The sequence below is a fragment of the Ruegeria sp. C6 genome, from assembly GCF_056537625.1.
The window spans coordinates 318,655-336,890 of the sequence record NZ_JBQFRW010000003.1 but is presented as its reverse complement, the minus strand read 5'-3'; the positions used below and the strand labels follow the sequence as shown (position 1 = coordinate 336,890).

22 protein-coding genes are annotated in these 18,236 nt (G+C 56.2%); 10 read left to right on the top strand and 12 right to left on the bottom strand.

Annotated features, from left to right (window positions below; genetic code table 11):
- Window positions 1-2: 2 nt before the first annotated feature.
- From ACR0MJ_RS13200 to ACR0MJ_RS13190, 3 genes are all read right to left on the bottom strand, one after another.
- The gene (locus ACR0MJ_RS13200; RefSeq protein WP_480761275.1) at window positions 3-758 is read right to left on the bottom strand and encodes an NAD(P)-binding domain-containing protein; all 756 of its coding nucleotides are present in this window, start codon (window positions 756-758) and stop codon (window positions 3-5) included.
- On the bottom strand, window positions 755-1,240 hold the full coding sequence (gene purE, locus ACR0MJ_RS13195) for a 5-(carboxyamino)imidazole ribonucleotide mutase (RefSeq protein ID WP_480567353.1): 486 nt from the start codon (window positions 1,238-1,240) through the stop codon (window positions 755-757). The genes ACR0MJ_RS13200 and purE overlap by 4 nt, the downstream gene beginning before the upstream one ends.
- Before the next feature lie 76 nt (window positions 1,241-1,316).
- The gene (locus tag ACR0MJ_RS13190; protein WP_010441787.1) at window positions 1,317-1,541 is read right to left on the bottom strand and encodes a YdcH family protein; all 225 of its coding nucleotides are present in this window, start codon (window positions 1,539-1,541) and stop codon (window positions 1,317-1,319) included.
- A 165-nt stretch (window positions 1,542-1,706) separates the two neighbouring features.
- On the opposite strand from ACR0MJ_RS13190, the gene ACR0MJ_RS13185 reads away from it, so the two are divergent.
- From ACR0MJ_RS13185 to ACR0MJ_RS13175, 3 genes are all read left to right on the top strand, one after another.
- Window positions 1,707-2,120: an Hsp20 family protein gene (locus ACR0MJ_RS13185; RefSeq protein WP_010441788.1), complete on the top strand. Its 414-nt coding sequence runs from the start codon at window positions 1,707-1,709 to the stop codon at window positions 2,118-2,120.
- 5 nt (window positions 2,121-2,125) lie between these two features.
- The gene (locus ACR0MJ_RS13180) at window positions 2,126-2,350 is read left to right on the top strand and encodes a DUF1150 family protein (protein WP_170392397.1); all 225 of its coding nucleotides are present in this window, start codon (window positions 2,126-2,128) and stop codon (window positions 2,348-2,350) included.
- An 83-nt stretch (window positions 2,351-2,433) separates the two neighbouring features.
- Entirely contained in the window at window positions 2,434-3,312 is an 879-nt protein-coding gene (locus ACR0MJ_RS13175; RefSeq protein WP_480761273.1) for a PhzF family phenazine biosynthesis protein, read from the top strand.
- Between the two features lie 72 nt (window positions 3,313-3,384).
- Here the strand turns inward: ACR0MJ_RS13175 and ACR0MJ_RS13170 are convergent, their stop codons facing one another.
- From ACR0MJ_RS13170 to trxB, 4 genes are all read right to left on the bottom strand, one after another.
- Complete coding sequence (locus ACR0MJ_RS13170; RefSeq protein ID WP_480761272.1) at window positions 3,385-5,103, bottom strand: bifunctional sulfate adenylyltransferase/adenylylsulfate kinase; 1,719 nt, start codon at window positions 5,101-5,103, stop codon at window positions 3,385-3,387.
- 189 nt (window positions 5,104-5,292) lie between these two features.
- Window positions 5,293-6,948, bottom strand: a complete 1,656-nt coding sequence (locus ACR0MJ_RS13165) for an adenylate/guanylate cyclase domain-containing protein (protein WP_480761270.1) — start codon at window positions 6,946-6,948, stop codon at window positions 5,293-5,295.
- A 102-nt stretch (window positions 6,949-7,050) separates the two neighbouring features.
- Window positions 7,051-7,509, bottom strand: a complete 459-nt coding sequence (locus tag ACR0MJ_RS13160; RefSeq protein ID WP_480761269.1) for an RES family NAD+ phosphorylase — start codon at window positions 7,507-7,509, stop codon at window positions 7,051-7,053.
- Between the two features lies 1 nt (window position 7,510).
- Window positions 7,511-8,452, bottom strand: a complete 942-nt coding sequence (trxB, locus tag ACR0MJ_RS13155; RefSeq protein WP_480761267.1) for a thioredoxin-disulfide reductase — start codon at window positions 8,450-8,452, stop codon at window positions 7,511-7,513.
- A gap of 227 nt (window positions 8,453-8,679) precedes the next feature.
- Between trxB and ACR0MJ_RS13150 the strand changes: the two genes are divergently transcribed.
- Complete coding sequence (locus ACR0MJ_RS13150) at window positions 8,680-9,180, top strand: Lrp/AsnC family transcriptional regulator (RefSeq protein WP_170392385.1); 501 nt, start codon at window positions 8,680-8,682, stop codon at window positions 9,178-9,180.
- A gap of 118 nt (window positions 9,181-9,298) precedes the next feature.
- On the opposite strand, the gene ACR0MJ_RS13145 is transcribed toward ACR0MJ_RS13150, so the two are convergent.
- The 4 genes from ACR0MJ_RS13145 to lgt form a co-directional block, all read right to left on the bottom strand.
- Complete coding sequence (locus ACR0MJ_RS13145) at window positions 9,299-10,081, bottom strand: Hint domain-containing protein (RefSeq protein WP_170392383.1); 783 nt, start codon at window positions 10,079-10,081, stop codon at window positions 9,299-9,301.
- A 723-nt stretch (window positions 10,082-10,804) separates the two neighbouring features.
- The gene (pgeF, locus tag ACR0MJ_RS13140) at window positions 10,805-11,563 is read right to left on the bottom strand and encodes a peptidoglycan editing factor PgeF (protein WP_170401812.1); all 759 of its coding nucleotides are present in this window, start codon (window positions 11,561-11,563) and stop codon (window positions 10,805-10,807) included.
- On the bottom strand, window positions 11,560-12,627 hold the full coding sequence (locus ACR0MJ_RS13135) for a class I SAM-dependent methyltransferase (protein ID WP_480761266.1): 1,068 nt from the start codon (window positions 12,625-12,627) through the stop codon (window positions 11,560-11,562). Before ACR0MJ_RS13135 ends, pgeF begins: the two co-directional genes overlap by 4 nt.
- Window positions 12,624-13,511 (bottom strand): prolipoprotein diacylglyceryl transferase, encoded by an 888-nt coding sequence (gene lgt / locus ACR0MJ_RS13130; protein ID WP_480761265.1) that lies wholly within the window; start codon window positions 13,509-13,511, stop codon window positions 12,624-12,626. Before lgt ends, ACR0MJ_RS13135 begins: the two co-directional genes overlap by 4 nt.
- A gap of 97 nt (window positions 13,512-13,608) precedes the next feature.
- On the opposite strand from lgt, the gene ACR0MJ_RS13125 reads away from it, so the two are divergent.
- The 5 genes from ACR0MJ_RS13125 (at window position 13,609) to ACR0MJ_RS13105 (ending at window position 16,802) form a co-directional block, all read left to right on the top strand.
- A complete protein-coding gene (locus ACR0MJ_RS13125) occupies window positions 13,609-13,857 on the top strand; it encodes an accessory factor UbiK family protein (protein ID WP_170512483.1) in 249 nt (82 codons plus the stop codon).
- 314 nt (window positions 13,858-14,171) lie between these two features.
- Window positions 14,172-14,672 carry a type III secretion system chaperone family protein gene (locus tag ACR0MJ_RS13120; RefSeq protein WP_010441802.1) on the top strand — a complete coding sequence of 167 codons (501 nt, stop codon included), beginning with the start codon at window positions 14,172-14,174 and terminating at the stop codon, window positions 14,670-14,672.
- Between the two features lie 33 nt (window positions 14,673-14,705).
- Window positions 14,706-15,521: a pyrroline-5-carboxylate reductase gene (gene proC / locus ACR0MJ_RS13115; protein ID WP_480761264.1), complete on the top strand. Its 816-nt coding sequence runs from the start codon at window positions 14,706-14,708 to the stop codon at window positions 15,519-15,521.
- Window positions 15,514-15,852, top strand: coding sequence for a tRNA-binding protein (locus ACR0MJ_RS13110; RefSeq protein ID WP_170392371.1), 339 nt, complete (start codon window positions 15,514-15,516; stop codon window positions 15,850-15,852). Before proC ends, ACR0MJ_RS13110 begins: the two co-directional genes overlap by 8 nt.
- Window positions 15,852-16,802 carry a 2-hydroxyacid dehydrogenase gene (locus ACR0MJ_RS13105; RefSeq protein ID WP_480761262.1) on the top strand — a complete coding sequence of 317 codons (951 nt, stop codon included), beginning with the start codon at window positions 15,852-15,854 and terminating at the stop codon, window positions 16,800-16,802. The genes ACR0MJ_RS13110 and ACR0MJ_RS13105 overlap by 1 nt, the downstream gene beginning before the upstream one ends.
- On the opposite strand, the gene ACR0MJ_RS13100 is transcribed toward ACR0MJ_RS13105, so the two are convergent.
- Window positions 16,799-17,377, bottom strand: coding sequence for a thymidine kinase (locus tag ACR0MJ_RS13100; protein ID WP_170401790.1), 579 nt, complete (start codon window positions 17,375-17,377; stop codon window positions 16,799-16,801). The genes ACR0MJ_RS13105 and ACR0MJ_RS13100 overlap by 4 nt on opposite strands.
- A 355-nt stretch (window positions 17,378-17,732) precedes the next feature.
- Here ACR0MJ_RS13100 and ACR0MJ_RS13095 point away from each other — a divergent pair, with 355 nt between their 5' ends.
- Window positions 17,733-18,194, top strand: a complete 462-nt coding sequence (locus ACR0MJ_RS13095) for a hypothetical protein (protein ID WP_170392365.1) — start codon at window positions 17,733-17,735, stop codon at window positions 18,192-18,194.
- Window positions 18,195-18,236 lie beyond the last annotated feature (42 nt).

Here is an 18,236-nt window from a genome sequence, read left to right as displayed (position 1 = left end):
CGTCATGTCTCCAATCTCTTGCCAATCGCACTCAGTGCAGCACGCAAGGCATCATGCGCGCCCTCGGATTGCAAAATATCCGTCATCTGAAGGCTCAGTGTGCCCTCGGTCGCAAGCGCGTCACGCTCGGCTGCCAGTTGGCCCGCATGCTCTTTGTGCATTGATGTCAGAAACCCTGACACAAGCTGCGTGGTGTAGAATTCGGCCCGGTCTTTGTCGCCGGTCTGATCAGCCAACCAGTCGGTGCCTGTTGCCATAAGATCCAGGATACCTGGCACCATGGCGCAGATGGCGAAGTGGGCGTTCAACGCGGCCTCATTGGCAACCTTCACCACAGGGTTTTCAGGCTCAAACAAATCAGCCAAGAGGCGATCGTTGCCGTAAGCGGCCAGCGGGCAACCCCCTGTCTGAAGGAACCCCAGCGGGATGGTTTGCACAAAATCTGTTGCTGGTGCGCACAGGTTGGTAAGCTGCAGCTCAGAAACGGCGGCCATCACCGAAACAACTTTCTGATCTGCGCGAAAGCTTAGCGGGGCCAGAACGTCCTTGGCGATTTGGGGGCGCAGGCAGAGAAACACGATCTCGGACGCATCAATCACGTCTTGCGGAGTGCCAACTTGGACCCCAAGCTCGGCCTGCAGAGCCGAGGAGACTTGGGCATTGCGCTCGGTGACATAAAGGTCATGACCTTTCGCAGCCATCAGCCGCGCGATTGGCGCAGCGATGTGGCCTGTGCCGATCAAACCGATACGGCTCATTGCTGAGGTTCTTCCGGGATCGAAGCGGAGAGAGCCTCGCGCCAGGCATCCAGCCGTTCCGCAAGTGCGGCATCCTGCAGCGCCAGAATGCCTGCGGCCATCAGGCCGGCATTGGCCCCGCCGGCGGAACCGATAGCCATGGTTGCAACCGGAAAACCTTTGGGCATCTGTACGATGGAATAGAGCGAATCCACACCCGACAACGCGCGGGTCTGCACCGGAACGCCAACTACCGGCACGCGGGTTTTCGAAGCCATCATGCCCGGCAAATGCGCTGCACCTCCCGCACCCGCGATAATGACCTGCAAGCCGCGCGACATGGCCGTTTTGCCATAGTCCCAAAGACGGTCCGGCGTGCGGTGGGCTGAGACGATACGCGCCTCATATGCGATGCCCAGCTCATCCAGAATATCGGCGGCCTCTTTCATCGTGGGCCAGTCCGACTGACTGCCCATGATGATCCCTACTTTCACATCGCTCATCCGCTTACGCCCCTGCCATCGGAAAGAGCGCGCACTATAGCCAAATCCGCATATGTGGCAATGCGGTACGCGCGTCTCAGGCGATGATATCGGGGGTCAATCTGTCTTCGATCAGACGGATGATGTCTTTCAGGCGCAGTTTCTGCTTTTTTAGCCGCTTGATCGTCAATTGGTCCGAGGTCCCCTTGGCCTGCAAGGCCTCGATCGCTTCGTCCAAATCACGGTGCTGGCGTCGAAAGACCTCTAATTCCACCCGTAGGACTTCATCGGTTTTCATCGAAAGATCGGTGGGTGCGTTCATGGACGACTCAGTGTTTCAAGTGGTGCTTCTAACACAAGATAGTGTGTCAGGGTTTATCCGGCCAGACCTTGTGGACATCCCTGTATCTTCCCATATTCTATATCACGCGGTTGCCGACATCGGGACCGCAGAATACGTCGCTTTGACAATGAAGGACGAAAATACGTGTCGAAACTTACCTTAGGCTCATACCCGCATCTTTTGGGGTTCGAGCAGTTGGAACGCCTTCTGGAACGGTCTGCAAAGGCCGGAAATGAAGGATACCCGCCCTATAATATCGAGCAGACCTCGGATTTTTCCTATCGCATCACCTTGGCGGTGGCCGGTTTCGCGGAAGAGGACCTGTCGATTACAATCGAGGATCGCCAGTTGGTGATCCGGGGCCGTCAGCGCGACGACAGCGAGGGGCGCATATTCCTGCACCGTGGCATCGCGGCGCGTCAATTCCAGCGCATGTTTGTGCTGGCTGACGGGGTCGAGGTGGGCGAGGCGATCATGGAAAACGGTCTGCTGCATGTGGACCTGACCCGCGCCGTGCCTGAAACCGTGGTTCAGACAATCAACATCAAGAAGGGGTAAGAGCAATGAATACACCGATTGAGATCAACGCCGAAGGCAATCGGATTGTCTATGTAAAGGCCGTTGATGTGGCAGACCTTCCGCAGGATCTGCGAGAGCAGGCAGGCGATCTGGATCAGTTGTATGCTGTCCACGATTCCGATGGGCAGCAATTGGCACTGGTTGCCGACCGCAAGCTGGCCTTTGTACTGGCACGCGAACATGACCTGTCCCCGGTGGCCGTTCACTAGGCCACCAAACATTCCGCCGAATTGACGTGACATTTTCTGCCTCAGCGGTGATCGTGCCGCTGATTGAAACGCAGGAGTGCGCGATGAGCTGGTATGATTTCGATTGGGTGGATGCGTTCAGCGATCAGGCCTTTGGTGGCAACGGCTGCGCAGTTGTGCATGAGGGTGCAGGGCTGTCGGACGCGGTTTGCATGGCATATGTGCGCGAGACTTCTCTGGTTGAATGCACTTTTACCGGGCCATCCGATATCGCTGATATCCGGGTCCGGTACTTCCTGGCCAGCCGGGAAATCCCATTTGCCGGGCACCCGACCATAGCAACCGTTGCAGCGATGCGATCACGGGGGTTGTTTCAGCGTGATGCTCTGACGCTTGAGACCGGAGCAGGGATTGTATCGATCAAACTGAATGGTGATGACATCGAAATGACGCAGGTCGCCCCGCAATTCGGCGATCATGTGCCCGCAGATCTGGTTGCCGCCGCCATCAGCCTGCCGGAAGAGGTGGTAATTTCTCCACCGCAGTTCGTTTCAACCGGTCTGCCCTTTTGCATTACGGTCCTGCGCGATCACGAGGCGCTGCGCGCTGCCAAGCTGGATGTTGCTTTGCTCAGTCATATTACCGAAAAGGCCGGTTTCTCGGGGTCGGACATGGCTGAACCGTTTCTTGTAACACTGAAAGGCGCAACGACTACGGGCGACACATTCTCGCGCCTGATGATGGCGCCCCCCAGCCCGCCCGAGGACCCGTTCACCGGATCGGCCACCGGTGCGATGGCGGCCTATCTCTGGAAACACGGACTGATGGACAAAGAGACATTCATCGCCGAACAGGGCCATGACATGGGCCGCCCCGGTCAGGCGACCGTGACACGCGTTGGACCTTCGGATGCGATGACGGGGATCAAAGTTGCCGGGCGCGGCCATGTCCTGATGCGCGGGCAGGTGAATTTGCCCGACTGAACCAGACCCGCACCTGCGAAAAAGGCCCTCAGAAATCTGAGGGCCTTTGATGTATTTTTTCGTCTTAAGTGATCAGGATGCTGCAATCAGCCCCATGCTTTCCAGCTTAAGCAGAACCTGATGTGCGCAGTTGTCAACCTCGACATTCTCGGTCTCGACGCGCAGCTCTGGGTCTTCAGGGGCGTCGTAAGGGTCGGAAATCCCCGTGAACTCTTTGATCTTGCCCTCACGTGCCAGTTTGTACAGACCCTTGCGGTCTCGGCGCTCGCATTCTTCAATGCTGGTCGCGACATGCACCTCGCAAAATGCACCGAATTGTTCGATCTCTTCACGCACAGCACGACGGGTAGTTGCGTAAGGCGCGATAGGAGCACAGATGGCAATACCGCCGTTCTTGGTTATCTCAGACGCGACATAACCGATGCGGCGGATGTTCAGATCGCGATGTTCCTTCGAAAAGCCCAGTTCCGAAGACAGGTTCTTACGCACGATATCCCCGTCCAGCAGGGTAACCGGACGATCCCCGGTCTCCATCAGCTTGACCATCAAGGCGTTGGCAATGGTGGATTTGCCCGAGCCTGAAAAACCGGTGAAAAACACGGTGAATCCCTGTTGCGAGCGCGGCGGGAAGCGGTTGCGCAGTTCCTGAACAACTTCGGGGAACGAAAACCATTCCGGAATCTCCAGCCCTTCGCGCAGACGGCGGCGCAGTTCAGTGCCCGAGATGTTGAGGATCGTGACGTTGTCCTTGTCCAGAATCTCGTCATTCGGCTCGTATTGCGCGCGTTCCTGCACGTAGACCATATGTTTGAAATCGACCATCTCGACGCCGATCTCGTCCTGATATTGTCGGAACAAGTCTTGCGCATCATAGGGGCCGTAGAAATCCTCACCGGCAGAGTTTTTGCCCGGACCTGCGTGGTCACGACCGACGATGAAATGGGTGCAGCCGTGGTTTGCGCGGATCAACCCGTGCCAGACTGCCTCGCGCGGGCCAGCCATGCGCATCGCAAGGTTCAGCAGCGACATCGACGTAGTCGAGGCCGGATATTTATCCAACACGGCTTCGTAGCAACGCACGCGGGTGAAATGATCCACATCGCCCGGTTTGGTCATGCCAACCACGGGATGGATCAGCAAGTTGGCCTGTGCTTCTTTTGCGGCACGGAAGGTCAATTCCTGATGCGCACGGTGCAAAGGGTTACGGGTCTGGAACGCAACGATCCGGCGCCAGCCCACTTTGCGGAAATAGGCGCGCAGCTCGTTCGGCGTGTCGCGGCGGGCTTTGAAATCGTAATGCACGGGCTGCTGGATGCCAGTGACCGGGCCGCCCAAATAAACTTTGCCCGCTACATTGTGCAGGTAATTCACAGCCGGGTGCGCATCATCATCAGCGCCAAAGACCTTTTCCGCCTCACGCGCCTTGTCTGGTGTCCAGCGGTCGGTCACGGTCATGGTGCCGAGGATCACGCCTTCCTGATCGCGCAGGGCAATATCCTGGCCCAGCTCGATCGATGCGGCAAAATCTTCGTCAACATCCAGGGTGATCGGCATTGGCCACAGCGTCCCGTCGGCGAGGCGCATGTTTTCGACCACGTTGTCATAGTCTGCCTCGCTCAGGAAACCTTTGAGCGGGTTGAACCCACCGTTCATAAGCAGTTCCAAATCGCAAATCTGCCGGGGCTTAAGATCCCAGCTGGTCAGATCAGATGCTTCGATCTTCAGTTTTTGTGCAGATTCATAGGAAACATACAATTCAGGGATTGGGGCCAGATTGCTTAACATCGTCATCGGAAAACTCTTATTGCGTTACTGTTGGCATTTGTTTCAAGGGCGTGTGCCTCGGCCTGAGGGTGAAGTCCATAGACTCGCAAAAACTAAGGATGAAATGTGTGGTTTTTTCACGAAATGGAACGGTTTTCTGTTTTTTGTTTCAGGTTATTGAAAAAATCCCGCCGCTCAAGCTCATTAGGCACATTCTCAGGCAATCTGTTCCAAAGGCGAAGTCTGCGACTTAAGGTCGGCTGCGTGCCTGACGGGCAGGGCGGGGACAGGTTCAGAGACACCGCGCAGGCTGAATTCCCGTAGATCGCGGGGATCACATTGTAACCCAGCCGCGTCCAAAACCTTGTCCGACACAAGGAGTTCGACCCCCAACGCTTTGGTTTCAGCCTCCAAACGGCTGGCAACGTTTACAGCGTCTCCAATGATGGTGCGTGGCGCGTGTTTAGCCGCTCCGATTTCGCCCAGCACAAGATCACCAAGATGTAGACCCATACCAATGCGCACAGGTTGGCTGCCTTCTGCCTGGAGCTGCTGGTTGAAACGCTCCAATGCGTGTCCGATCCCAGCCGCCGCCCTCAGACCGGCACTTGCCGAACTTGCGGCGTTGGCTGTTTCGAACATCGCCAGCAACCCATCGCCCATGTATTTGTCGACAACCCCGCCTTGTGCCGTGATTGCTGGGACAATTGCGTCAAAGAAACGATTCAACAGAAAAACGATATCATACGGCAATTGCCCCGTTGTGCGGGCGGTGAACCCGCGCATGTCCAGAAACAGAACCGCCAGCTGCCGTTCTTGCCCCTGGCTCGCATGCGCACGATCACGCGCGCCGTCGGGGCGGAAAACACGAAATACAGTGAGCGGGTCGGACGGCCGCATCTGGCAGGCCAGGCGGGTCCCCTCTGGCGCGCTGATCGCTTTCAGGCTGCGGGCTTCAACTTCGGTTGGTGGGTTCAACTGATCGGCGCCATCTTCAACCACAACGCGACAGGTCGTGCAGCGCCCCTTGCCGCCACACAGCGCGGTATGTGGGATGCCGTTTGCGCGCGACATCTCCAAAAGGGTCATGCCTTTCTCCGAAACAACTTCTGGACCGTTGACATAGCGCACCCGCACCGAATGCCGCCGCCGCCAAAGCTTGCGCCCGAGATAGACCAAGCCTGTTAGTGCAAGCGCGGCCCAGAATACCCACTGCGTATAGTCTGTGACGGAAAACAAAGACTGAAACTCTTCTTGCGAAGGCCAGTTATAGTATTCGACATACTGTTCTCGTAGATCGGGGTCGGCAAAATCGGCCCAGATACGCCGCCCCTCGGTCAGAAGGCCTGCGAAGGCGAAGCCCGGTACAAAGACGGCGAGACCGATCAGATATGGAACCATCGCGCGCCACCATGTGGTCAACCGTAACCACATGTGTAGCCCAATACATCCGTGGACCCACACCAGCAGAAGTAATAGGCTTTGGAACCAGATCGCGGTGCTGGGCCACATCAGAATGATGATGTAACCCATTTCATCATTCACCCCAAAAATCTCATGCGCGTATCGGGTCTGAACCAAATGTGAGATAAGCTGCAGCGGGATCAACAGGCCAAGAATAACCTGAAGCGCGACGCTGAAAGGCATTCTGAGCGTCCGGCGCTGCGCGAGTGAGATAAGCGCCAGTCCCATGTGCATCAGCAATGCGCCATATATCACGACGCTGCCGATCTCATTACGGCTGACAGCTTTACGTCCGCCCTGCATCCCGTGCAGCAAATCAGTGTGAAACAGACCAAGGCCGATATTGATGAAATGAAAGAACGCAAAGACAAACAGCACGAGGCCGCTTGCGATTCTGAGCCGGCTCATCCATCCGCCGCGCCAAAGAACGTTTTCCAAAAGCTCACCTGTTCTTCGCGTTACTATGGTTGATCCTGATACGGTGCCGGGTGCCGGTCAAGATAGGCGCGGTCACCTTTCGGGGAACCAGTCGCAGGGGGCACCTGCGGTTTGTATCATCTGGTGTTCTGCGTTGAACAACACCAAATGGCTCAGTTTAGGACGCGAGCGCGAACTGTATAGCAGTCCATCCGCGCCGTATGTGCGGGCCTTGTCCGAAAATCGCCATGTTGGAGAGGGTATGCCGGTTGCCCGCATGTCTTGCCAGACGATCGAGGCAGAAGGTTGCCCCCGCAAATCCAATACTTGCGCCTTGGATATCTTCAAGCGATGGATCGTCCGTGGAGGGTCGCACTGCGAGACATAGCGCCGAATGGCGATCCCGGCCCCTTCAGCGCTAAGCGACGCATAAAGCGCGAATTGGCCAGAATGATGAAACCGTCCTTCGGGGGCACGGGCCGATGAGAGCGGGTCACCCGATTGGGTGAAGAACAGAATTCTCCAGACGAGGCCGGAGAATTCTGTGATCATCTTAGTCGTTCTCCGCCAAGAATCGTTCTGCATCCAGCGCGGCCATGCAGCCCATACCGGCGCTTGTCACAGCCTGACGGTACACGTGGTCGGTCAGGTCTCCGGCAGCGAAAACTCCCGGAACCGAAGTTTGCGTCGTGCCCGGCTTGGTCACGACGTAGCCACCCATGTGGGTTTCCAGCGTATCTTTGACCAGCTCATTTGCCGGAGCGTGGCCGATAGCGACAAATACGCCTTTGCACGGAATCTCCGTGATTTCGCCGGTCTTTACATTCTTGACCTTGACGCCTTCCACACCCAGTGGGGCATCGGTTCCGATCACCTCATCCAGTTCGTGAAACCAAAGCGGCTCGATCTTTTCGTTCCTGAACAGCCGATCCTGAAGGATCTTTTCAGCTCGCAACTCATCGCGGCGGTGGATCAGAGTGACTTTGCTTGCGAAGTTGGTCAGGAACAGCGCTTCTTCTACGGCAGTATTTCCGCCGCCGATCACAACGATTTCCTGACCGCGATAGAAGAAGCCGTCACAGGTGGCACAGGCTGATACGCCAAACCCTTTAAATTTCTCTTCCGAGGGAATGCCTAACCACTTGGCTCGTGCGCCCGTAGCCAGAATCACCGCGTCAGCGGTGTAGACGGTGCCACTGTCGCCTTTGGCTGTGAAGGGACGCTCGCTTAGATCGAGATCGCTGATGATATCGCTGATCACTTCGCATCCCATTGCCTTGGCGTGGTCCTGCATCCGAACCATCAGGTCTGGACCTTGAACCTCGGTGTCACCCGGCCAGTTTTCCACCTCGGTTGTGGTGGTCAGCTGCCCACCGGGTTCGATACCCTGCACCAGGATCGGTTCCAACATGGCCCGGCTTGCATAAACGCCCGCGGTGTATCCTGCAGGTCCCGACCCGATGATCAGAACCTTGGTGTGTCGTGTTTCGGCCATGGTATCCTCACTCAAACTGCCTCGGCGGACGTGTTGTCCGGTGCGGATCGATATAGCGACCGCAGGGCAGGGCTTAAAGCCCCTTCATATTGCAGGTCCGTGATGTGCCTAGTGTTTGGCTTTGCGGCCAATTATGTATCTGAAATAACGAAAATTGCGTGGCTGTGAAATATTATTGCGCCTCCCGGGGCTGCTGATATAACAACTGAAAAACTCAGGAGCATTCGATGGTCACGACCCGGTTGGATGAAATCGACCGCAAAATTCTTGCGGAACTGCAGGCCGATGGCCGTATGACCAATGTTGAGCTTGCCAAGCGCGTAGGAATATCCGCTCCTCCTTGCCTGCGACGGGTGCGGACGCTGGAAGATTCGGGGTACATTCGCGGCTATCATGCCGAGGTGAACGCCCGCGAGCTTGGGTTCGAAGTGCAGGTCTTTGCCATGGTCGGACTTGAAAGTCAGGCTGAATCCGAACTCAGCGCTTTTGAAGACCGGTGTCGGGAATGGCCATTGGTTCGCGAATGCCACATGCTGAATGGCGAGGTTGATTTCATCCTGAAATGCGTCGCGCCGGATCTCAGCAGTTTTCAGCAATTTCTGACAGGCGAGTTGCTGACCACGCCAAACGTGGCCAGCGTCAAGACTTCGCTTGTTATCCGAGGCGCAAAAGACGAGCCAGGCGTACCATTTGACGTACTGGAAGACCGGATGAACCGGACGGCCTGAACCTACCTCTTGTTTGATCCACAGGACAGGGTGGCAGCATCGCTGCCAGTGCAAGGGTTAAAACCCAACTCAGTAAAATCTGCATAATGCCCCACGCTTGCAGTAATAGTTAACCAGTTCACGCTGTCATAGCGTCAATTTCACCATCTCCGGCTCTTGGCAAGAGCAACGGCCCAAAATCATTCAACGATTCGATATGTGAGAATAGATTCAAATAGATCGAACGCAAAGAGTGACTGATCATTCGGACTGCGTTGATGCCCGGATGATAGGTCTCGAATTGCAGGCCATCGACTCGAATCACGGAATGTCGGGCGACACAGATATGAAACAGCTCGACCGGTGTCGGCGGCAGCGTTTCAATGATACCCATTCCATCCTGAAACTCACTGACGGGTGTCAGCATGGGCTGCCCGCCGTTCAAATGACGCATATGCGTGGGCGTACCCAGCAGACGTGCGGCGGGGCCCGTGATGACGCCCGACATCGGTTTTTGCATCCCGAACGTGTCGGCCATGATCCGTGTCAGCGGCCGGGTTCGCCCGCGCGTATCCTCGCGTCCGGGTATCAGCGTGACAGACCCTTTCCAAAGCACGGTTTCCGATGATCCGTCCTGAGTGAGGACATCATCACCCGGCAGCAGATCTTCGATTGCCATCTGGCCTTGCGGCGTCTCGACCAACGATCCGCGCGTGAACGCACAAAATGCATCTTCAAACATCGGCAAAGCTGGCGCGATATGGCGTGTCTGTGAAATATCCCCGTTTTTCAGCAGACTGCACACTTCATAGCGTCGAAGCTGTGCTTTTTGTTTTGTCGCGGGACGAGGCGCATCGCGCAATAGCGCTGACGTCTCGACCGCGTTTCTGGCAGCGCGGGCCAGAGAATTTGGAATAGTCATGGTATTCCGTCCCCTCTAAATTCCGTCCGACGGCTTGAACCCCCGTGCAATATCGCCGGACGACCTTGTTCTTTGTCTGTAATCAGATGGGTAAACACAGGCCGGTCGCCGCGAATGCACAGCGCCGCATCAGAAAACACCAGTGTTTTGGTCAAGTTCTTGACCCCCCAGACAAACTCGTAAACCGCAGGCTGCAATTGCCTGCACACACACGCTCCGAACCCTGGTCGCAGTCCTGATTGCGACCCCACACACCGAACCGGAGCTTCATCCGGTATGCGTTTGCCCTCTGAGACCGGCAGCTGGTCTCTTGGGGTTGCTGTGTCAGCGTCGCGCCGCCAGACGGCGTGCAACCCTGACTGAGTGACTTGAAACCCGCTTCCAGGGCATTTCTGGTTCTTGATCCCTGACAGCCGCAAAAACGGCGCTGAGAAAGCGTGATTTCGATTTCATATCCATTGTCCTGCTTCGATAGGGCGGTCGCCCTGTTCCCGTTTATGAAGCCAATGTGACGCTGATTTGCGGCGCCTATAAGGCTGATCCGGGTTGAATTGAGGACAAATTGAAGGTTTCAGGTACCTCTTAGTTGCTTCCGCCCATGCCATGACGAACCCACTTGGGGTAACCGTCTGTGCATTGGCGAAAATTTGAGACGATTCTGACTCTGATAAACACAAGAAATGTGGCAGAAACTGGGCAAAGCTGCCTTAATATGGGCCAGATTTACAACCTGATAGCAGAAATCAATCTGCCGTAGTCGGCCTCGTTGGCATGGGTCGATCGCCGGTAGGAATAAAACCTGTCGGGGTCGGAATAAGTGCAGTGACGGACCCACTCGGCCTGGCCGATACCAGCTTCGCGCAGACGATGCAGGCCAAAGGCGGGCAGGTCGAAATGCATCCGGTCACCTTTGCCATTTGCAAAAAAACGCGCGTTCTCTGGCGTGTCAGCAAGGAAGTCGTCCAGAAACTCTGAGCCGACCTCGTAAGCGCGTTGTGAAATCGTGGGGCCGATTACGGCAACTGTGTTATCCCGGTTGGCTCCCAGCGCTTCCATCGCGTCCAGTGTTGATTCCAGCACACCATCCAACGCGCCGCGCCAACCGGCATGTGCGGCCCCGATCACATTTGCGTCAGGGTCCGCGAACAGCACTGGCTGACAATCAGCGGTTAAGATTGTAAGCGCCAAACCCGGCGTTGATGTGACAACCGCGTCAGCTTTGGGTTTGTCACCCGTCATCGGCCCATCGACTGCAATCACGGTCGGCGAATGCACTTGATGCACACCGATCATCGCCTCAGGTGCCACTTCCATCGCGTCGGCGACGCGCCGACGGTTCAAAGCTACGGCCTCAGTCAAATCTGTCGACCCGGTTCCGCAGTTGAGTCCTTCGAAGATACCAGAAGATGCGCCACCGCGGCGGCTGAAGAACCCGTGTCGTACGGGGGACAGCATGTCTGAGGTAATGATTTCCAGTGTCATGGTTCCAGTCCCGGTGGCGGCGTGGCGTTTGGCGGATAAAGGCCCAGTACCTTGAACAGGTTTCCCATTTCGTCGGGGTGCGTCAACCGTCGATGTGCAGAGACGAGCGCCTCAAGCTGTGACCCGCTGAGAGGGGCGGCAAGCGATTGCGCGCGCGCAGTGATCCCGAGCCGTTCAAGAAACACCCCCTGCGGGGTCAGTTTTGTATATGCGCAGCCCGAAGCATGAGACGCCTTCGCCAAGACCTCAAAGTCGACATGTGTGGTCAGATCCGCCTGACCGGGCTGATCCAGGGGATCGACACGTTCATGCGCTTGCAACGCCTGCAAAGTGTCGCCAAGCGAGCGCCAGTCACCATAATCGATGATCAGCGCGGCTCCGCCGTTACGAGCGATCTGCCCGGCAACAGAGTACATAATGGAACTGGCAGCAGCGCACAGTTCTACCAGATCTCCGTCCTGCGTATCCTCGACACGTCCGCTGAGCGCAGCTTGTGCCGATTGCGCACCAAGACCGAACGCAAGCGATGCACCATTTTTGCCAACTAACCTCTCGCGCCAACCTTCGCCTTCGCGCAGGAACTGGCGGATGGGCAGGGCATCAAAGAACTCGTTTGCCACCAGAAACAGAGGAAGGTCTTCAAGATCAAAAATTGCCTCGATCCACTGAAGTTCATACCCTTGCAGTGCCTTGGCTTGTACGTCGCGCAAAACAGGTGAAGCTTCGAGTAACGCGATCTCGGCCGCTTTGTGAAAGCCAGGAACACTTTGAGTGGCGCGCAGGATGTCTGCCATCAGGGTGCCACGACCAGGGCCAAGCTCGGCCAGAACAAACTTTTCGGGTTTGCCTTGTACCAGCCAGCATTGCGCCAGACACAGTCCTATTAGCTCTCCGAACATCTGACTGATTTCAGGCGCTGTAATGAAATCGCCCTGAGCGCCCAGCGGATCGCGGGTTATGTAGTATCCATGTTCCGGATGCATCAGACACTCGGTCATGTAGTCAGCGATGGTCATAGGGCCATCATTCTGGATGCGCAGGAGCAGACGATCCTTCAGGTTCATGATCTGCGTTGTGCCCGAAATGCGAACCAAAGGCCAAGTGCAATCATTGGTAGCGACAAGAGTTGCCCCATCGTCAATCCATATCCGCCAACATGCCACGCCAGCCCTAGCGGATTACCGGGCGATACAAATTGCGCATCGGGTTGACGGAAGAATTCGACAAAAAACCGCGATGCACCGTAGCCAGCCAGAAATACGCCCATAACCAGACCTGGTTTTTGAAACGCGCCGCGCCGGTAGGCCAGCCATATCAGAATCGCCCCGAGGATCAGACCCTCAAGTGCTGCCTCATACAGTTGCGACGGGTGGCGGGCGCACATCCCCGCAACAACGCCGGGACAATCCTGGGCCGCAGTTCCGGGAAAGATCACCGCCCATGGCAATTCACTGGGTCGACCCCAAAGCTCGGCATTAGTGAAATTCGCCAATCGTCCCAGCAACAACCCGGGCGGCACTGTGTAGGCAACCAGATCTCCCAGCGAAAGAATCGGTATAGCGTGGCGCTTGCCGAACAGATACGTGGCGATCACCACGCCCAACAGGCCGCCATGGAAGGCCATGCCACCCTGCCAAACCATCAGAATTTCCAGTGGATACGCAAAATAATATGCGGGTTGATAGAAAAGGACGAACCCCAATCGACCACCAAGAATTACACCCAGTATGATCCAGGTGACCAAATCCTCAAGCTGATCGGGTTGCATCGGTGGTGTGTCATCAGCCCAAAGCATAGGCCGCCTGAGCGCCATCAGCGCCATGCGCCAAGCAATCAGGATGCCGACGATATAGGCCAGCGCGTACCACCTGAGAGCAAACTCCATCCCGAACAGAGAGATCGAGAAAATTTCGGGTGACAGATCGGGGAAATTCAAAACAGCCTGCATGTGCGTCTCATTGCCCGGGGTTTGCGTGGCAAGTCAACCTTGAGCCCGGGCCAATCTTTACCCATATAGAGAGCAATCGCGAAATCGGAGAAAGCCCATGCAAACCCGTAACAAGATTCTGGACGATATGTCTCAACTGATGACCAATGCCATGGGTGTGGCGCAGGGGGCACGAGAAGAGGCCGAAAATGCGATGAAATCAATGATGGATCGCTGGCTGGCCGACCGGGATTTCGTAACCCGTGAAGAATTTGATGCTGTGCGTGCCATGGCGCAGAAAGCGCGCGAAGAGAACGGTGCACTTGAACAGCGAATTGCCGCGCTCGAGGCGAAGCTGGACAAATAACGTCCGCAGGAATTTAAGATTTTGGGTAAAAGCATCCGCCGCGCAATCCGAACTTGGATTGTGCGGTGTTGTGCATTTTGCCGCTCTGCAGAAATTTATCAAGACAAAGCTGCATCCAATGCCAATATTTTGATCGGCGTTGCCAACTGTCCACAACTTATTGCTGTTATCCCCAATAAATAGGGTTGCCAGAGCTGTGCTCACATCGCACCATATTTAGTACAGGCAGACTGGGGAAGCCCGGCTTGTAGAGCAGGCAACTAGCGCTGGGGCGCTGCCAGCCCCAAAATGCTAGAGATTAGTGAGGTGGCATTATGGCCCTTTCCGAGCAGTATCTCGAAGAAGACCTTCATCCGATCGACATTGTTGAACATCTTGCAGAACATCACGACTGGGATTTTGACCGGATCGGGGATGATCAGATTGCCATGGCTGTCGAAGGACAGTGGCGCACATATTCGATAACTTTGGCCTGGTCGAATTACGATGAAACGCTCCGCATGGTGTGTTCCTTTGAGATGGAGCCTCCGGCCGAGCGCGAAACCGAGCTTTATGAGCTACTGAACAAGATGAATGATCAGTGTTGGGCCGGGGCGTTTACCTACTGGGCCAACCAGAAATTGATGGTCTATCGCTATGGCTTGGTGCTGGCCGGTGGTCAGACGGCCAGCCCAGAACAGATCGATACCATGATCACCGCAGCGGTACTGAGCGCCGAGCGCTATTACCCCGCGATCCAACTGGTGACCTGGGGAAACCGAGACCCCGAAGAGGCGATGCAAGTCGCCATTGCAGAGGCCTACGGCCGCGCGTAAAGCTTTGCCCCGAACCATAGGGGAGGGGCAATCATGGATATCTCGCGCGTCGCCGAACAGGGGTTGGTGCTTCTGGGATGCGGCAAGATGGGTTCAGCAATGCTTGCGGGTTGGTTGGAACATGGCCTGCCCGCAGCATCTGTTTGGGTGATTGATCCTTACCCCTCGGATTGGCTGAAGGCGCAGGGCGTCAACATCAACACTCCTCTCCCCGAGGCACCCGCAGTTGTACTCGTAGCGGTCAAACCACAGATGATGGGCGAAGCCCTGCCAGCCATTCAAGCGCTGGGCAATGGTGACAGTCTTTTCATATCGGTCGCAGCGGGTACATCGCTGGCCACTTTCGAGAACGTCATTGGGGCAGATACGCCGATCATCCGTGCGATGCCAAATACGCCTGCGGCGGTTCGGCAGGGGATCACGGCGCTGATTGGGAATGCCAACACCTCGGACGCGGATATCCTACTGGCTGAAGACCTGCTTTCGGCCATTGGTGAGACGGTTCGATTGGATGATGAGACACAGATGGATGCCGTCACCGGGGTCAGCGGTTCGGGCCCGGCCTATGTATTCCACCTGATCGAAACACTGGCGCAAGCTGGCGAAGCGCACGGCTTACCGCCGGAACTGGCGATGAAGCTAGCCAAATCAACCGTCGCTGGGGCAGGGGCGTTGGTGATGGCCGCTGACGAGCATCCGTCTCAATTGCGGGTCAACGTCACCTCTCCCAACGGCACCACTCAGGCCGCACTGGAGGTGTTGATGCATGAAGAAGAGGGTTTCCCAGACCTGCTACATCGTGCCGTCAAAGCTGCAACCGACCGATCTAAGGAGTTGTCTCGTGAGTGAGATTTCATTCGACGAATTTCTCAAAGTCGACATTCGTGTAGGTGAGGTGATACGCGCCGAGCCGTACCCGGAAGCCCGCAAGCCCGCGATCAAGCTGTGGGTCGATTTTGGCGATGAGATCGGTGAGCGCAAAACTTCGGCCCAGATCACCGCGCACTACGATCCGGCGACGCTGGTGGGCAAGCAGGTGATGGCCGTGGTCAACTTTCCCCCGCGCCAAATCGGTAAATTCATGTCCGAGGTTTTGGTGTTGGGTCTTCCCGACGAAAACGGTGAGATCGTGTTGATAGGCCCCGATGGCGCTGTGCCCATCGGTGGAAGGATGCATTGATGAAACTGCTGATTGCCCGACCGATGACTTCGGCTGTGCAAGTGCGCGCCCGTGCCGAATTCGATGTGGAATTCCGCAGTGAAACCACGCCTATGACGCATGAAGAAATGTTGCGGGCGCTGACTGAGTTTGACGTTGTGGTCCCAACGTTGGGCGATCAGTTTTCGGCAGAGATCTTTGCTAAGGTGCCAGAGCCTCGCTGTAAACTGCTGGCAAATTTCGGAGTTGGTTACAATCATATCGACGTGGACGCCGCGCACGCTGCCGGGGTAGCGGTAACCAACACGCCGGGTGCCGTCACCGATGCCACCGCCGATGTTGCCATGACACTTTTGCTCACGACGGCCCGCCGTTCAGGTGAGGGGGAAAGGTTGGTCAGGTCAGGCCAGTGGCAGGGGTGGCATCCTACACAGATGCTAGGCCAACATGTGACCGGCAAAAAGGTGGGCATCATCGGAATGGGCCGCATAGGTCAGGCCATTGCCCGGAGGTGTCATTTCGGATTCGACATGACCGTTGCCTATCAATCACGCAATCCAAAGCAGCTGGACCTCCAAGCAGAGTATATTCCGGATCTCAGTGCATTAGCTGCGGCAGTGGATTTTCTTGTCATAGCCGTCCCCGGAGGAGCTGAAACACGACACTTGGTCAACGCGCAGATTTTGGCTTCGATGAAGCCCTCGGGCATTGTGATAAACATTGCGCGCGGTGAAGTTGTGGACGAAGCCGCCTTAATCCAAGCGCTTCATGCGGGTCGGATTGCTGGCGCTGGGCTGGATGTCTACGAGTTCGAGCCCAAGGTGCCGCAGGCCTTGTGTGACATGGGAAATGTGACTCTGCTGCCCCACCTCGGCACCGCGACCGAAGAGGTGCGCACCGATATGGGTCACATGGCGTTGGACAATGTCGCGGCGTTCGTGGCCGGGCGAACGTTACCCAACCCGGTTTAGGAACCCACCGCCTCGCGCCAGTGTTTGCGGCAGAGCGAGACATAAGTCTCGTTCCCTCCAATCTGTACCTGCGCCCCTTCAGTGATGGCGTTTCCGTTTTCATCCTGACGAATCACCATCGTCGCCTTTCGCCCGCATTCGCAGATGGTGCGTACTTCGCGCATCTCATCGGCCAGAGCCAACAATGCTGCCGACCCGGGGAACAGTTTACCCTGAAAATCCACCCGCAACCCGTAGGTCAACACTGGGACCTTCAGATCATCTACGGCGCGCGCAAGTTGCCAGACCTGCTCTTCCGAAAGAAACTGGGCTTCATCAATGAATACGCAGGCGATGCCCCCTTGTGTCAGGCGGTTTTCGATCATGGCAAACACATTGTCGTCGGGACGAAACATGTCCGCTCGTTCCGAGATTCCGATTCTTGATGCGATCCGCCCCTCACCGGCGCGTCCGTCAATGGCGGCTGTCATCAGGTAGGTATCCATGCCGCGTTCGCGATAGTTATGCGAGGCCTGCAGCAACACGGTCGATTTGCCAGCGTTCATAGTCGAATAGTTGAAATAGAGCTTTGCCATGCCGTGGGTCTAATTCGCATGTGCTGCCTGGGCAAGCCGTCTCATGGGGGTAAATCGACGCCACCATCGCTACAGCTGAGGTTGAGCAAATGCTCTTGGGGATGGATTACCTCGCCTTCGCGACAGTGGCGTCGTCGGCCTACAAGTGGCCTATACAATGCAAGGCTAAAATCCTGCCCCGCATACACTCTTTACCGGCTCGAACAGCCGCCACTCACTCACAAAATCCCTGCATATCTGAGGGATAGTCAATTATTGCCATTTCAATTATGAATCGAATATGGGAAATTTCCCTACCCTTTCCCCCAGCATGGACAGGCAGAGGGGGCAGGGCGCAGGTAACAAGGGTAGCAAAATGGCAGATATCGGGGCCTATCTGAAAAAGCATACCGAAGCATTGGTTAAGGATGTCGGAATCGAAGCAGCGTGCGAGATCACCGGGAAATCCAAAGCCACGCTTGGCAGGTACTATTCAGACAACGCAGAACATTCTGACCGGTTCATGCCGGTGGATGCTGTTGCCCGGTTGGAAAACGCGGCTGCCTATCCACACGTGACTGCGGCATTGGCGGATTTGAAGAATATCACGCTTTCTTACGATGGACGAAACTCGGACAGCCCACGTACGGGCGGGGTAAATTCCGATGTCATTGCGCTGAGCCAACGTTTTGCCATGCTGATGACGGAATACCAGTCGGCGATAGAAGATGGCATCATCACGGTGAACGAGGCGAAGCGGCTGCTGAAAGAAACCAGTATGCTGCAACAGGTTCTGATCGAAATGAAGCTGCATCTGGAAGAGGAAAGCGTCAGTTAAGGTGTCATGTCCCTGTACTGAATTGTTGTGAATGCGCAAAAT